The following is a 15324-nucleotide window of genomic DNA, read 5'->3' on the forward strand; positions in this document are numbered from 1 at the left end:
GTCACACATAGGAATAGTGAAGGACGGAGAAAAACAGTTTCAAATCCTTATAGGTAGTTCCTAAACGGAATAGTGGTCATTTCAATAGTGGTAATTATAACAGTGGGTTTCAAATCCTTATAGGTAGTTCCTAAACTGAGAAAGTAAGATTCAAAATATTAAATGATTGCTAGTGTTTCAAATCCTTATAGGTAGTTCCTAAACCTAAACGCACTCCAATAAAATTATCCCAATTGTGTTTCAAATCCTTATAGGTAGTTCCTAAACCTAGCTCTTTTGTTTGTGAAGTCTGCGGAGAAAGTGGTTTCAAATCCTTATAGGTAGTTCCTAAACAAATGCTAGGTTTAAAAACAAAGGCTTCATGTTCAGTGGGTTTCAAATCCTTATAGGTAGTTCCTAAACAAAGATAAGGGATACTGCCAAGAAAAATGGGGAGAAGGTTTCAAATCCTTATAGGTAGTTCCTAAACCCTGCATTGGCACTCTCTACCCCGACCGTTTTCTAGTTTCAAATCCTTATAGGTAGTTCCTAAACAAGAAAAAGCCCCGACCGTTGCAGCGGTAGGAGCCAAGTTTCAAATCCTTATAGGTAGTTCCTAAACCACTAATGCAGAGACTACAGGAAAAATTAAATTCGAGTTTCAAATCCTTATAGGTAGTTCCTAAACGTGTCTACATTCTTCTTTTTTTGAAAAACATAGATAGTTTCAAATCCTTATAGGTAGTTCCTAAACAGAAATCACTGAGCCTTTCATCATTTGCACTACTGAGTATGTTTCAAATCCTTATAGGTAGTTCCTAAACTCAGGAGATGACGAGTTGTATTTTGAAACAAAAAAAGTTTCAAATCCTTATAGGTAGTTCCTAAACTGTTGGAAGCCTATCCAACGGAGTCGTTTTTGAAAAAATGTTTCAAATCCTTATAGGTAGTTCCTAAACCATCACAATCCTTTATAAGTTTGATTTTCAGGATTTGTTTCAAATCCTTATAGGTAGTTCCTAAACGTGAAGCCAATTGAATCCTCAACAACCGATGTCTTTTTTCGTTTCAAATCCTTATAGGTAGTTCCTAAACCCATTAATACTATTGATTCTACCATATCTTCTAACTATTGTCAAAATAAGCCATTAGGTTTTATGTAAACTTAAAAAACGACTTTTGTGTACTTTATTTATTGATATTACTCGTTTCTTACAAAAAATCGAAATGTCGTCGATCTCCGGGGTTTTTTACGCTATTGGAGGTCGACGACATTTCGTAAAGCAGTTTTCTTGTAGTTCAATTTAATTCTATTTTAATATATACTTCTATTTAAAACCAGAAGTATTAGCCTGTTTTTAAAATTTGTCGGGGCTGGGAAGTCTTTTCTTGCGGAGCCAATTCATAGGGAAGACAGAGGGGGACTCCTGTCCGTGGATCAGCAACAATGTCGGCTTCGATATTAAAGACCCTTCTCAATACCTCTTTGGTCATTACCTGCTCTGGGGTACCCTGACTTATAATGGTGCCGGATCGAATCGCCACCATATGCTGAGCATATCGAGAGGCATGGTTTAAGTCATGTACCACCATGATAATGGTTCTTTTCTCCTTCTGATTCAGCTTGTATAAAATCTGCAGTACCTCTAGCTGATGGGCCATATCTAAAAAGGTGGTTGGTTCATCTAAAAATAATATATCGGTCTGCTGGGCCAGGGCCATGGCTATCCAGGCCCGCTGCCGCTGTCCTCCGGAAAGCTGTTCCACTGGTCGATCATAAAATTCCATCATTCCAGTTTCTTCAATGGCCCACTGTATAATTCGACGATCTTCATCATTTAAGTTGCCAAAACCCTTTTGATGAGGAAACCGACCATATGCCACCAGCTCTGAAACCGTTAGTCCATCGGGGGCTGTGGGATTTTGGGGAAGAATAGCCAGTTGTCTGGCAACTTCCTTTGTGGATTGCTGAAATATCGATTTACCATCCAGTAAAACATTCCCCCCCTGGGGCTTCATGATTCTTGCCATGGTTTTTAAAATCGTTGATTTGCCAGACCCATTGGCCCCCACCAGGGCAGTAATTTTACCTGTAGGGATTTCAAGATTGAGGCCCTTTACAATGATGGTATCACCATAGCCAATATTTAAATCCTTTGTATTTAATCTTTCCGACATTTTGTAACCTCCCGTCTTTTACTCCCACCGATCTAACTCAATTAGGCCCTGGCTTTTGCCAGCAAATATAAAAAGTATGGAGCGCCAATCACTGCCACAACTATACCGGCAGGTATTTCTAAGGGCTGGAGTATCCAGCGACCCAGGGTATCGGCCAAAATCAAGAGAAATGACCCCGCCAAGGCCGATGCAGGCAATAAAAATTGATGCTTAGGCCCAACAAGCCTTCTTGCCAGATGGGGGCCAATCAGGCCAACAAAGCCGATTCCACCACTGACGGCAACACAGGAGCCTGCCAGGCCAACGGCTATGGCCAATATTTTAAGTCGCTCCCTTTCAACGGGTGCCCCCAGGCCCGTAGCCATTTGTTCACCGAGGTTTAGTACATTCAATACATTCGCTTTACAAAAAGCATAGGGTAATAGTACGACAATCCAGGGCAGCAGGGCCAAGACAAACTTCCAGTTAGAGCCCCAGATACTGCCTGCCAGCCAAACAGCTACAAATTGATAATTTTCTGGACTTAACCGGAGGGTTAGTACAATCATAGCGGCACTAATTCCTGCTTCTACAGCTATACCTGTCAGCAAGAGATTGCCCGATGAGAGCCCCTGGTGTTTTTGATAGGATAGGACATATATCAAGGCAGCCGTTAATCCCGAGCCCAGCAAGGCCAACAGGGGTAAGAAGAAAATTGAAACCGCTGTTGTGGTGGGAAAGAAAGAGACATATAACACCACCATTAATCCGGCACCTGCATGGATGCCTAAAATTCCTGGGTCTGCCAATGGGTTCCGTGAAATACCCTGTAACAGGCAGCCCGAAACCCCCAGACCCGCCCCTACCAACACCGATAGTACAATTCTAGGCAGTCTGAAGTCAAACAAAATTAGCTTCTGATTACTGGTACCTGCCCCTATTATGGTTCTAAAGAGCTCATGGGGCGATAATCGAATATAGCCTACATTCATACTAATGATAAAGGTAAGTATAATTAAAATTCCAAAGACCATTAAAACTGTAAAACTCCGTTTTACTCTCCTTTTTTCAACAATTGACATTTCAAGGGTATCCATTATAGCACCCTCCTCTCTTTACGGGCCAGATAGAGGAAAAAGGGCACCCCAATTAACGCTATTAAGGCCCCTATTGGGGTTTCATAGGGGGGATTGATCATTCTGGCGCCTAAATCTGCTAAAACCACCATCAGACTGCCCAGTACAGCTGAGCAGGGAATCACCCATCTATAATCCACCCCCACCAGGTATCGTGTCACATGGGGGATTACCAGGCCTACAAAACCGACTGCCCCCACAACGGAAACTGCGGCACCTGCCAAAATCAGAACAATCAGAGAGGCCACAAGCTTAATGACATTGGTTCGCTGACCAAGGCCCTGGGCCACTTCTTCCCCAAGGCTAAGCAAGGTAATAGACGGTGAAAGTACAACAGCCCCCAAAAGGGCAGCGGCAATCCAGGGAGACATGATTCGAAGCTGCAGCCAGGTGGTTCCTGCAACTCCCCCGGCCCGCCAGTAGGCAATATCTTGACTAACCCTGAAGGAAATGGCGATCCCCTGACTGAGGGCGGCCAACAGGGCACTTACGGCAGCCCCAGCCAACACCAAACGGATGGGTGTAAGGCCATTTTTTGAAAAGGAGCCAATTCCGTAGACCAGTCCTGCCCCTAGGCCTGCTCCTAAAAAGGAAAATAGAATAATATACAGATAGGGTAAACCAGGAAAAAAAGCAAAGCAAATGGCAAGGGCGAAGCTTGCTCCGGCATTGAGGCCCATCAGACCTGAATCGGCCAGGGGGTTACGGGTGATTCCCTGCATAATAGCCCCAGAAACGGCAAAGCAGGCCCCCACCATGGCTCCTCCCAGTACTCGAGGCAGCCGCAGCTCTTGAATAATCAAATGCTCTGTTATGGCGTCATTAAAACGAAAAATTGCTTCCCATACGGTAGCAAGCTTTATATCGGCAGCCCCTAGGGAAACAGATACGGCGATGGCCAGCAACAGCCCTGTCAGGCCACCGACAAGTACTAAAGTAGCAGTAATCGGCCGAGTTCGCAGTTTTGGCCTCGATGATTCCATTGCTGGATTTGACTGTGTCATTTTATAACCTTCTTTGCTATTAAAATTTAAAAGAAAAAATAAAATAACTTTAATTAACAAGCCGTTTGACGCTTCTCAATCAAAGTTATTTTGCCCTCTAGATACCATGCGCAGCTATTTCCCAATTATATGTAGACTGGGAGCTCATCTTTTTTTGGAAATTATAATAAAGAGCAAAACTGATACCAATTATCATTATCATATTATATTGTAATTGAAAATGACTATCTATGTCAAGTTAAAAATATGCTATCAATATACCTCTAACCCCTATTCTGAAGCTTTGAAGACAAAAAAGAACAAAGTCTACCTTTGAAATATTTAAGGGAGACTTTGTGGAAATCTATATATGGTAGCACTTTAGAAAAATTATTTTAAGGTAAGAACTTTCCTATAAAACATAAAATGGAGAGTGCAGGGGCACTCTCGAATATGATATATTATATCAATACAATTTTTTGAGGGATAATGGTCAGCAGACTTACGTAAAAGCGCCTGATAATTCGATTGAGGTCCATTTCTAATTCAATTTCATTGAAGTTAATATGATCATCCTGGCTATAGGCAGTGATGATTCTGAACAGCGTGTTTTTAAACATCAGCTGGTTGTCATCATTTTCTATAGAAGCCAGCTCAGGAAAATGAACTGCTAAATCGCTGTTTTTGATAAAAACTGTTACCATAAAAGTAACCATGGGTATATGAAAATAATTTACTACCATTCGATTCATTCCATGCTTAAGGACCATATCAATAAACATATCGTCGAATTCCATCAATACTTCATCAAATTCATTGTTTAGATTTCGATTTAAAAAACCGTAGAAGTTAATGAAGAATTCTCGCTGCTGCATAACCCTGTCACTGTTGTTTTCAAGCTCCTTTGATAGCTTATAGTCGTTTAGATCTATTATTTGTGCCATCTTCATACCTCCTTAAACTTCCTTAAAAGTATTTGCATATCTCAAGAAATGTATTCAGATAATATGAAGAGCGGCATTGGATATCATTTTAATTGGTCAGAAGAGGATGGTGTCATATGGATGATAAAATGCGATATCGAGAGGTCAAGAAGGTCTCTTATGTGAGCATTATTGGAAATATTATCTTAACTATTTTAAAGGCAATTATAGGATATTTATCAGGCAGTACGGCCCTGCTGGCCGACGCCTTTCATTCAGCCTCTGATTTGTTTGGAACAATCATACTCTTACAGGGGTTAAAAATAGCCCATCTTCCCCCGGATGAATCTCATCCCTACGGCCATCATAAGGCGGAATCAGTTACTGCAAAAATTTTAGCCATCATTTTATTCGTTACTGCCCTGGGGATTGGAAATGAAGCAGTTAAAATTTTACGCTCCGGTAATATTGCACCGCCCCAGGTTACAGCTATCTACGTAGCAATTATATCCATCCTGGCCAAGGAAGGGCTTTATCATTATTCTGTTAGAATCGGGAAAAGAATCAAGAGCACTGCGGTCATTGCCGATGCCTGGCATCACCGTTCTGATGCCTTTTCCTCTGTTGCTACGCTAATTGGCGTTACTGGAGCCATTTTTGGGTATCCCTTTATGGACCCCTTTGCCGGAATCATCGTATCAATTTTGATATTAAGAACAGCCGTTTCGATTTATGTTGATGCCATAAAGGGATTGATGGATACTTCACCGGATAAAAAAATTTTGGAGGCCATCAAACAGGCCGCCTCTAAGGCCAAAGGTGTCGAGGAAATTCAAGATGTTAAGGTAAGACAATATGGTTCTAAGTATATGGTAGATATGAAAATATGCGTAAACCCTACCATTACTGTAGAAGAGGGCCATGGTGCTGCTGCCCGGGCAAAGGAGCATATTATGAATGAAATGGAGGAGGTAATGGATGTCTTGATTCATGTTAATCCTTGTTACAAGGGTAGAAAATAAAAATCCAACCCCCGGTCAACCGCCAGGGAGGCTGGATTAGTAGCAGATTAAAAGTCCCCCTTCACCGGAGTGGGTGCCAATAACAGGTCCCATTGTGGTAACAATTACTTCCTGGGGGCTAAAGCGTTTGATTATTTCTTCCTTCAGAGCCAGAGCATCTTCGATTCGATTACAGTGGGTAATTCCTACAATTTTATCCTTAAGGTCAACATTTTTTTCTGCAATTCTTTCAAGCATGAAGCTAATAGCACGTTTTTTCCCCCTAATAGCCTTGAGTACCTTCACATAACCTTCTTCAACATGAAGTATAAATTTAAGATTTAACATGTTAGCCACCATTTCCTTTGCCCGGCTAACCCGGCCACCCTTTACGGCATTTTCGAGGGTTTCTAAATATACCAATACCTTCATTTGGTCTCGATATTCCTTTAGCTTCTCAATAATATGGTTTAACTCAAAGCCTTCTTCTACCATATGACAGGCCTTCAAAACCTGAAGCCCTAACCCCATGGAGCCACTCAGGGAATCAAATATTTCTACCTTCGCCTCTGAAATTTCCTTTGAAAGCTGGGCACAGCTAAAGGTTCCACTTAATTTAGAGGACAAATGTATACTTAAAATTTCCTTTGTCTTTTTTGCCCCCTCCATAAAAGCATCTATGAATCGTTGTGGTGATGGCTGTGAGGTTTTAGGTAAGTTTTGGGACTGGGCAATTTTTTCATAAAAATCATAATGGGTTAATTCAAGGCCATCAAGGTAAGTTTCTCCATCTAATTCAATATTTAATGGCACAACAATTAGATTGTATCGTTCAATATATTCCTTAGGTAAATCACAGGAACTGTCTGTAATGATTTGCATGCTCTTACCTCCTTATTTGCTATCCCACTACATTCGACATTAAGTAAGTATTTCCTTTTTATCGATTGAATTTTCTTTTATTTCCAGTAGAAAGAAGAAAACCCGCCCATGGGGAGGTCTTCTTTCATAAAATCCTGGAATGATCATACCATTAACTTAAATCATTGGAAAAAAGCGCCGTAGGCCCGATAGGTCATGTATAAATCAACCTTACTGATTAATTCAATAGGGGCATGCATACTCAGCATGGGTGTGCCACAATCTACCACTTCAGCTCCATAGTTGGCTAAAATATAGGCTATGGTGCCGCCACCCCCCTGGTCAACCTTTCCCAACTCTCCGATTTGCCATGCCACTTTATGGCGGTTAAATATAGCCCTAATCTCTCCTAGAAATTCAGCATTGGCGTCATTAGAACCGCCCTTGCCCCGAACCCCTGTATATTTGGTTAAGGTGACCCCTTTGCCAATATAGGATGCATTTCGCTTGTCAAGAACATCGGGAAAGTTGGGGTCGAAGCCAGCCGTTACATCTCCTGACAATACCTTGGTATTTTTCAGGGATCGCTGAAGGGCTACATAGCTTTCCTTACCTTGAAGGGATAATAATTCAGCGACACAGTGCATAAAAAACATAGATTCCATACCTGTATTACCCATGCTGCCAACCTCTTCCTTATCGACAAAAAGAGCTACAGCAGTTTTTTCAGGGGAGACAAGCTCTAAAACAGCTTCCAGAGCTGCAAAGGCACACACCCGATCATCGTGACCGTGGGCAGCAATCATGCTTCTGTCAATCCCTACATCCCTTGATTTACCTGCCGGAACAATCTCCAGCTCTGCAACGGTGAAATCTTCTTCTGTAATACCATATTTTTCATTTAAGAGCTTAAGTATATTCAGCTTAACAGCCTTTTTCATTTCCGAAGACTGATAGGGAATGTTGCCAATAATAACATTTAGGTCTTCCCCCGTAATGCCCTCACTCATTTTTTTAGCCATCTGCTCGCTGGCCAGATGGGGCAAGAGGTCTGATATATAAAATACTGGGTCTGATTCATCTTCCCCTATGACTATCTCAAGCTTTGTTCCATCATGCTTGATAATAACTCCGTGAAGGGCCAAGGGGATGGCCACCCACTGATACTTTTTTACGCCGCCATAGTAATGGGTCTTCAGCAGAGCCAAACCAGCCTCTTCATATAGAGGAAAGGCCTTTAAATCCAGTCTGGGAGCATCCAGATGGGCCCCCACCACCTTCATACCGGCCGTTAAGGCTTCCTGTCCTATGACAAAAAGGGCAATGGCCTTTCCTCGGTTTTCGGCATATATTTTATCCCCCGTTGCCAATTTGCCCCTATTAATTACTTCTTCCAGTGATATGTAGCCCTTTTCTATGGCTTTTTTCTTAATTTGTTTGACACATTCCCTTTCAGTCTTACCATGATCCATAAAGTGCTTATAAGTCTCACCAAAGGAGAAAACCTTTTCCTTTTCTCCTGGTTGAAGCAGCTCCCAGGCACTTTCAAACTTCTTAAATAATTTTTCCTGTAATATTTGTTCCTGCTCTGCCATGAAACACCCTCCCCAAGATATTTTATGGAAATATATTAAGATTAGTCTATTCAAAAGTGATTATTCCCATATTATTTTTTTTATATAAACATCTACATCATATATTTCTCTTATTTTTTTGTCAACAGGTTTTGGAGAGGCAACACAATAAATTTATATTTTTTTAATATTATGCTTATAGGCATATATTGCAGCCTGGGTTCGATCATTCACTTCAATTTTCTTGAAAATATTGGAAACGTGATTTTTAACTGTCTTCTCACTAATAAATAATCCGCAGGCAATTTCCTTATTATTTAACCCTTCTGCAATCAGCGTTAATACTTCATACTCTCTTCGAGTCAGCTTACTCTCTTTACTGTTTTCCTGCTGACCTCGGTTAAATTCCTTAACCAGTCCTGTTGCCAGGCTGGGTTGTATGTAGGATGATCCTTTGTATACATCCCTTACGGCTTGAATTAGGCTTTCGCTTTCTGAATCCTTTAAAACATATCCATTGGCGCCCAAATTGATGGTTTCGTAAAGATATTCCTGATCTTCATGAAAGGTCAACATAATAACCTTGATGGTCTTGTCAATGTCCTTCAACCTGCGAAGGGTCTGTATTCCATTGAGCTTTGGCATGTTAATATCCAGTAAAACGACATCGGGCTTCAGCTGTTGAACCTTGGTAATTGCTTCTTCCCCATCACCAGCCTGTCCTATAATCTTAATATCCTTTTCCAGCTCTAAAATTTGCTTTAAACCTTGTCTGACTAATGAATGATCATCTACAATCAATACTTTAATGATTTTCACAAAGGTTCCCCCCTACTCAAAGTTATTTAAATTCACATAAATCCTCGTCCCCTTATTGGGCGCACTCTTTATTTGTAAAGTACCGTCTAGCAGCTCGACTCTTTCTCTAATATTTAATAGACCAAAGCCCCCACCTTCACTGGTTCCATTGGATGCCTCCGCATCAAATCCCACACCATCGTCACTAATGGTTAATTGTATATTTTGATTGGATATTTCTAATTTAATTTTTACACTTTGGGCCTTGGCATGCTTTCGAATATTATTCAGAGCCTCTTGAATGATTCTAAAAATAGCTAGGTTTTTTACAGGGTCTTCCATGGGTCTGCGGGATAAAATAATAAAATCTACTGGAATTTTGGTATCCTCCTGAAAGCCTTCAATGTATCTTTGCACCGTAGGAATAAAACCCAGATCATCCAATGACATGGGCCTTAAATTATAAATTATTTTACGTATATCCTTGATACTGTCCCTTAGTACGTTTCTTAAATCCTGCAGTTCATGTTTTGCCCTATCCTGATCTATATCAATTAACTTTTCACACACCTCTGCCTTTATTGTTAAGTTAGCTAAAGATTGTGCCGGCCCGTCATGGATGTCCCTTGCCACCCGATGCCGCTCCTCCTCCTGGGCCTGTATTATTCTTCTTCCCACCACAGCCCGCTGCTGTATATCTTCAAGGGTGTTGGTAAAGTCCTTTAGATTCCCCCCCAGATACTCCATAACAACGCCAATTTTTGAGGTAATGTCTTCAGCTTTTCTTAGAATGTCTTCAGAATGCTTATACCTCATTTCCAGCTCAGTTCGCTGTCTGATCAAGTCACATTCCTCTTGTCTTTTGATGATCAGTTGAATCTGCAGCTCATTTGCTCTCTCGTAGGCCCTTCTAATATCATTTTCCCGATATCGAGAAAAGTCTTTGCTAACCTCCAGCAATCGTTTACGACTGCTTTTTTCTGCAGCCTCCTGTCTTTCAACCTCCTTCATTACAGACTGAATCCTTAGCTTGATATCAGAAAGTTGCTTCTTCAGAATGCTACACTCTTTACGGGCGCTCTCTGCTATTTCAAAGACAGCCTCTTTACTCTCTTCAATAGCACTGATAGTCTTTTCCAATATCTCATTCATGTCTTTAATATCCACTTTCTGACTCATGCCTTCACCCCAATATATTCATTCGAATCATATTTCTTCATATTCATACAAATTTCCTCTATTTTTTACATTTAAAAAAGTAAATTATAAAGGATTCCTACCAGAAGCCTAATTTATTAGTTCACACAAAAAAGAGACCGGAGTGATCTCTTTAGGGATTTAATTCTTTACAATTGTTTAACTTATTAACTGGTATAATAATCCTTTAATAGCCAACAACCATCAATCTTTTCCATTTCAACATAATAGCCTACATCTTCACCTGTAATTCCTTCATAGCCCTCTATTTGCCATCGAACAACTACCTCCCAGGTCTCAACCGTTGCGGAATGCTTTAATAGCTCGGCTTTAATTATTTCCACATCCCTTATCTTTTCATAGGAAGCAGGCATCTCTATAATAGCTTCAAAGACCTCTATATCTGATTTTAATAATGGTTCGGTGACGATCAGCGATAATTCTGCTTCTATTTCCCTGATGGTGGGAACCTCTGAACGAAACAGGCTATTAAACAGACGATTTCTTTCCCGAAGTAGAGTGGTTAGCCTGGCCATCCTTTCTTCGTACTGTGATTCCTGTTCAAGGGAATCGATAGTGGCTGAAAATGATTGCGACTGAATCGAAAGCAAAATGAGTATAAGGAAAAGGGGTATGATTCTTTTCATTTCTTTCCTCCTTTGAATACATGATATTGCTTGTCCACTAGTATTATAAACAAAGTAGAGGAAGAAATTTGCTCAATTTTGCTTAAAACAAATATTTTCTAACAACAGAAGCTGCCATTTTTCTCTTGTAACTCAGCATTTCTACCTTTTCCCATAAAAAATTATAAATTAACTATTTTTTCTTTTTCTTCTTCGCTTAGTACCTTTTCCAGATCCAGCACGATAATCATACGTTCCTGAACCTTGGCAATACCGCTGATAAATCGTTCGTCGATATTACCAGATATTAATTCGGGGGCTGGGTCAATATCCTTTTCATCAATGGTAAGCACCTGGGAAGCATCATCCACCAGGAAGCCAATTTGCCGATCGTTCATATAGATAATAATAATCCTCGTATTGCTGGTGATCTCCAGCAGGGGCATATTAAACTTTTTTCTGAGGTTAATGATCGGAGTAACCACCCCTCGATAGTTTACAATTCCATCAACGAATTTCGGTGCATTGGGTACCTTCATGCTCTCTTTAAATTCGCTGATTTCTTTGACGTGCATAATATCTACACCATACTCTTCCTTATCCAGCTTGAATATTACATATTGTCTTTCAGACATAATCATCCCTCCAAAATTAGACATTTTTCTACCTAAATTACTTAAGTATTCGCTAAGGAAAAATAGAATCCTTTTTTTCTTTCAAAAATATCCAGAGAAAATAAAAAAGATGAGAAAAGACCTATCGATTTTCCTCATCATAAAAAAAGAAGATGGTATCTTCTTTTTTTTAATCAACATATTCAATTTCTAAATTATCTAACTGCTGCTTGAAGGTTTTTCTAAAGGATTCTATATATTCCTTCCTCAATTGGGCCTGCTCACTTTTTTCTTCTTCTGTCAGCTCTCTTTCTTTTGAAAGCTTTGCCAATTGGTTAATTCGACTGATTTTTTCTTTTGAAACCATAGAAACACTCCCTTTACTTCTTCTGTTATCAATATATCATAAAAGGTTGTTAAATTAAAGTAGTATTCTAACTTCAATTTTATATTTCCTCAATGGGAGCGACCTCAGTGTCAATCGGTTCTTTTTCCTCACTGTCAGGATTTTCAGGCCCTGTCATTCCTGCCGAACTGCTGCCTTCCCCAATACTGCTGACTGCCCTAAATATTTGTATCATTTTATTGAGCTGTTCACCCTGCTCTTTACTTAAAAAGGGCTTTGCAATTTCAAATATATCAGATTCATCCAGTTTTTGCTTACTGCTCAGAGACTTAACTAGTTTCAATATTCCCACTAAAACCCGCAGCTCCTTGGTTTTATCCTTTAATTCACCTTCCAGAAGGGGGTCAAAGACATCTATGTATTTATCAAGCTGGTCAATAGATAGCGGGGTATTGGCTAGGTCCTGCAGCTCTCTGATTTTGTTTTCCATCAGACTGGCCTTCATATGCAGATCGATGGCCTTATGAATGACCTCTCTTTTTTCATCATCGACGAATTCACTAATATCCATCAGCATATGTCTTTTTCGATCAGTATAGGACAAGGTGTGATATTTTGTTTCAGCCCCTATCAAACCTGGCAGCTCCATCAATTCCTTTACCTTTAAAATAATATGCAACAGCATTTCAGCTCGATGAATGACCAGCTGCTCTTCACTATCCATATAGCCCTTAATTCTTCCCAAGAGTTTTGCCTTTTTTTCCAAAGACATGGCTTCTATTTCCCTTACATTCAGCTTATTGCTTTTTCCTCCTATGAACAATAATAAAATAGGCAATATCCAAAGCCAAGTGGGCTGTACTGAGGCTTGCTTTTTATCTTCCAAGGCTAATTCCCGATCTTTTAACTCCTCCATTGTCTTCCTCCTTTTGGGTACATTTTTACTACTAATATATTGCTGTTGATCATGAATTATTAAAAAAAACACTATTTTATCTGATTTGTTCTGGAAAGAATTAATTTAATTTTTTGTAGCATACCCAACCCCTGCTGCATAGATTATAGGGATAGCATTTTATCAGGTGAATAAATTATCTCAGGAAATTATGGGAGGGATTGTGTTGGATCAAGGTAAGCTAAATGAATTGATGGCAGCAATAAAAGCGGGAGATTTTTCAAAGGTGGAAGAAATAAAGAATTACATTTCTGAAGAGGATTATCAAAAGGTACTGGGCCTTTTTAATCAGTACAGTGGAAAGTCAGAGGCGGAAATAATCCAGGAATTACAACGACTAAAGCATACTGTTCCCAATCAACAGGAACTGGTTGAAAAGCTGAAACCCTTCTTAAATGACGAACAGAAAAGAAAACTGCAACAGGTGCTTCAAATTTTAGAACAAGATTAAAAATTGAGTGAGTAGGTACTTATTTAGTTTTAGGGCCGATAGAATAGACAATTCATCGGCCCTGTATAATTTAAATTTAATTTAGTTTAATAACTTTAGTTACCTCGTCAACTATTTTATGACCCTTTATTAGCTCACTGCTATTATGAATATCGACATACATTACCCGGTCATCTTCAAGGGAGCTAACCCTTTCTCTAATTAACCCGTACGCCAGGGCTGTTCCCCTTCCAAGCTGGTGTTTTTGATAAAAATCAATGGCCTGGGCCGCTGCCAAAAGCTCAATGGCCAAAACCTGCACTGTATTTTCATAAATTTCTCTGGCCTTTCTGGCAGCAATGGTTCCCATGGAAACATGATCCTCCTGATTGGCTGAGGATGGTATGGAATCTACGCTGGCGGGATGGGCCAATACTTTATTTTCTGATACCAGGGCGGCGGCTGCGTATTGGGTTATCATAAACCCTGAATTTAGCCCTCCCTTAGGGGTTAAAAAGGCTGGTAGGCCACTTAGTTGAGGATTAACCAGTCTTTCAATCCTCCGCTCCGATACATTGGCCAGCTCTGCTATGGCAATTCCTAAAAAATCAAAGGCCAGGGCCATGGGCTGACCATGGAAATTCCCACCAGAGATTACCGCCTGTTCTTCCGTGAATATCAAGGGGTTGTCTGTGGCTGAGTTCATCTCTATCTTTACTTTTTCTTCAACATAGGCAATGGCATCTCGACTTGCTCCATGAATTTGGGGAATGCACCGCAGGGTATAGGCATCTTGAACCCGAAGCTGCCCCTGCCGGGTGACGAAGCTGCTTCCCTCTAAAAGCATCAATAGGTTTTCGGCAGTTTGAAGCTGACCAGGATGGGGTCTTACTTGATGAACCTGTTTAAAAAAGGCATCAATGATTCCCCGCTGCCCCTCCAGGGTTAAGGCAGCTGCAATATCCGCCAGCTTTATCAGCATTTTACAATCATACACTGTCAATGCCCCGATAGCGGTCATTACCTGTGTACCGTTAATCAATGCCAGGCCCTCCTTTGAAGTAAGCTCAACAATGTTAATGCCGGCCTTTTCCATGGCCTCCCTGCCTGACATTCTGATTCCTTGATATACCGCTTCTCCCTCCCCAATCATCACCAGCACCATATGGGCCAGGGGGGCTAAATCTCCGCTGGCTCCAAGGGAGCCCTTTTCTGGGATAATGGGATGTACGCCTTTATTTAACATGTCGATCAGGATATTTAATGTACTTAATCGAATACCTGAATGACCCTTTAACAGGGCATTGGCCCTTAACAGCATAATAGCCCTGACAATTTCTTCTTCCAGGGGCTTTCCTACCCCGCAGGCATGGCTAATAATAAGATTTCTTTGCAAGGCAGCCGTTTCATCCTTTGAGATGGCTACATCACTGAATTTTCCAAAACCCGTCGTGATTCCATAGACTACAGATTCCTCCTCAACGAATTCCTCCACCAGCCTTCTGCTGAGGTTTACCCTTTCTGCCGCCTCCTTTTCAATTTCAACACGATCAAATTTCCTGGCCACCATCACCAGTTCCTCTAGGGTTAACCCGTTTCCATTAATCAAAACTTGGCCCAATTCAATCACTCCTTTTATCCATAAATGTATGCTGATTTCATCTTATTACTTTAGTAATCATTCTACAGTTAGGTTACTTTTCCTTCCAGCCTTACAATTTTTTTTAAGGTTTCAACAAAATTT

At 40.5% G+C, this 15324-nt stretch carries 15 protein-coding genes and 1 CRISPR repeat array (1 of these 16 only partly in view); of the genes, 2 read left to right on the forward strand and 13 right to left on the reverse strand.

Annotation, left to right across the window (positions count from 1 at the left end):
* Nucleotides 1-1074: direct repeats of the CRISPR family, unit length 30 nt; unit sequence GTTTCAAATCCTTATAGGTAGTTCCTAAAC; it begins 99 nt to the left of the window's first position.
* A 252-nt stretch (nt 1075-1326) separates the two neighbouring features.
* The 4 genes from ACYQ1I_RS11485 to ACYQ1I_RS11500 all read right to left on the reverse strand — a co-directional run bounded on the left by ACYQ1I_RS11485 (nt 1327) and on the right by ACYQ1I_RS11500 (nt 5199).
* Nucleotides 1327-2157 carry an ABC transporter ATP-binding protein gene (locus ACYQ1I_RS11485; RefSeq protein WP_459765468.1) on the reverse strand — a complete coding sequence of 277 codons (831 nt, stop codon included), beginning with the start codon at nt 2155-2157 and terminating at the stop codon, nt 1327-1329.
* Between the two features lie 41 nt (nt 2158-2198).
* The gene (locus tag ACYQ1I_RS11490; RefSeq protein WP_459765470.1) at nt 2199-3233 is read right to left on the reverse strand and encodes a FecCD family ABC transporter permease; all 1035 of its coding nucleotides are present in this window, start codon (nt 3231-3233) and stop codon (nt 2199-2201) included.
* On the reverse strand, nt 3233-4276 hold the full coding sequence (locus ACYQ1I_RS11495; RefSeq protein ID WP_459765472.1) for a FecCD family ABC transporter permease: 1044 nt from the start codon (nt 4274-4276) through the stop codon (nt 3233-3235). Before ACYQ1I_RS11495 ends, ACYQ1I_RS11490 begins: the two co-directional genes overlap by 1 nt.
* Nucleotides 4277-4716: 440 nt before the next feature.
* Nucleotides 4717-5199 carry a hypothetical protein gene (locus ACYQ1I_RS11500; protein ID WP_459765474.1) on the reverse strand — a complete coding sequence of 161 codons (483 nt, stop codon included), beginning with the start codon at nt 5197-5199 and terminating at the stop codon, nt 4717-4719.
* A gap of 116 nt (nt 5200-5315) precedes the next feature.
* On the opposite strand from ACYQ1I_RS11500, the gene ACYQ1I_RS11505 reads away from it, so the two are divergent.
* Nucleotides 5316-6200, forward strand: a complete 885-nt coding sequence (locus tag ACYQ1I_RS11505) for a cation diffusion facilitator family transporter (protein ID WP_459765476.1) — start codon at nt 5316-5318, stop codon at nt 6198-6200.
* Between the two features lie 36 nt (nt 6201-6236).
* On the opposite strand, the gene ACYQ1I_RS11510 is transcribed toward ACYQ1I_RS11505, so the two are convergent.
* The 8 genes from ACYQ1I_RS11510 to ACYQ1I_RS11545 all read right to left on the reverse strand — a co-directional run bounded on the left by ACYQ1I_RS11510 (nt 6237) and on the right by ACYQ1I_RS11545 (nt 13111).
* On the reverse strand, nt 6237-7061 hold the full coding sequence (locus ACYQ1I_RS11510) for a DegV family protein (protein ID WP_459765478.1): 825 nt from the start codon (nt 7059-7061) through the stop codon (nt 6237-6239).
* A gap of 161 nt (nt 7062-7222) precedes the next feature.
* Entirely contained in the window at nt 7223-8635 is a 1413-nt protein-coding gene (locus ACYQ1I_RS11515; protein WP_459765480.1) for an aminopeptidase, read from the reverse strand.
* Nucleotides 8636-8788: 153 nt separating this feature from the next.
* Nucleotides 8789-9433 carry a response regulator gene (locus ACYQ1I_RS11520; RefSeq protein ID WP_459765482.1) on the reverse strand — a complete coding sequence of 215 codons (645 nt, stop codon included), beginning with the start codon at nt 9431-9433 and terminating at the stop codon, nt 8789-8791.
* Between the two features lie 12 nt (nt 9434-9445).
* Nucleotides 9446-10591 (reverse strand): sensor histidine kinase, encoded by a 1146-nt coding sequence (locus ACYQ1I_RS11525; protein ID WP_459765484.1) that lies wholly within the window; start codon nt 10589-10591, stop codon nt 9446-9448.
* A 185-nt stretch (nt 10592-10776) separates the two neighbouring features.
* Entirely contained in the window at nt 10777-11256 is a 480-nt protein-coding gene (locus ACYQ1I_RS11530) for a hypothetical protein (RefSeq protein ID WP_459765486.1), read from the reverse strand.
* Nucleotides 11257-11417: 161 nt separating this feature from the next.
* Nucleotides 11418-11870 (reverse strand): chemotaxis protein CheW, encoded by a 453-nt coding sequence (locus tag ACYQ1I_RS11535; protein WP_459765488.1) that lies wholly within the window; start codon nt 11868-11870, stop codon nt 11418-11420.
* A 169-nt stretch (nt 11871-12039) separates the two neighbouring features.
* Complete coding sequence (locus ACYQ1I_RS11540) at nt 12040-12216, reverse strand: DUF896 domain-containing protein (RefSeq protein ID WP_459765490.1); 177 nt, start codon at nt 12214-12216, stop codon at nt 12040-12042.
* A 79-nt stretch (nt 12217-12295) separates the two neighbouring features.
* A complete protein-coding gene (locus ACYQ1I_RS11545) occupies nt 12296-13111 on the reverse strand; it encodes a hypothetical protein (protein ID WP_459765492.1) in 816 nt (271 codons plus the stop codon).
* A 205-nt stretch (nt 13112-13316) separates the two neighbouring features.
* Here ACYQ1I_RS11545 and ACYQ1I_RS11550 point away from each other — a divergent pair, with 205 nt between their 5' ends.
* Nucleotides 13317-13601: a hypothetical protein gene (locus tag ACYQ1I_RS11550; protein WP_459765494.1), complete on the forward strand. Its 285-nt coding sequence runs from the start codon at nt 13317-13319 to the stop codon at nt 13599-13601.
* Between the two features lie 76 nt (nt 13602-13677).
* Here ACYQ1I_RS11550 and hutH read toward each other — a convergent pair whose 3' ends face one another.
* Entirely contained in the window at nt 13678-15150 is a 1473-nt protein-coding gene (gene hutH / locus ACYQ1I_RS11555) for a histidine ammonia-lyase (protein WP_459765650.1), read from the reverse strand.
* Between the last annotated feature and the right edge of the window lie 174 nt (nt 15151-15324).

This window comes from Alkaliphilus crotonatoxidans (genome assembly GCF_054658015.1).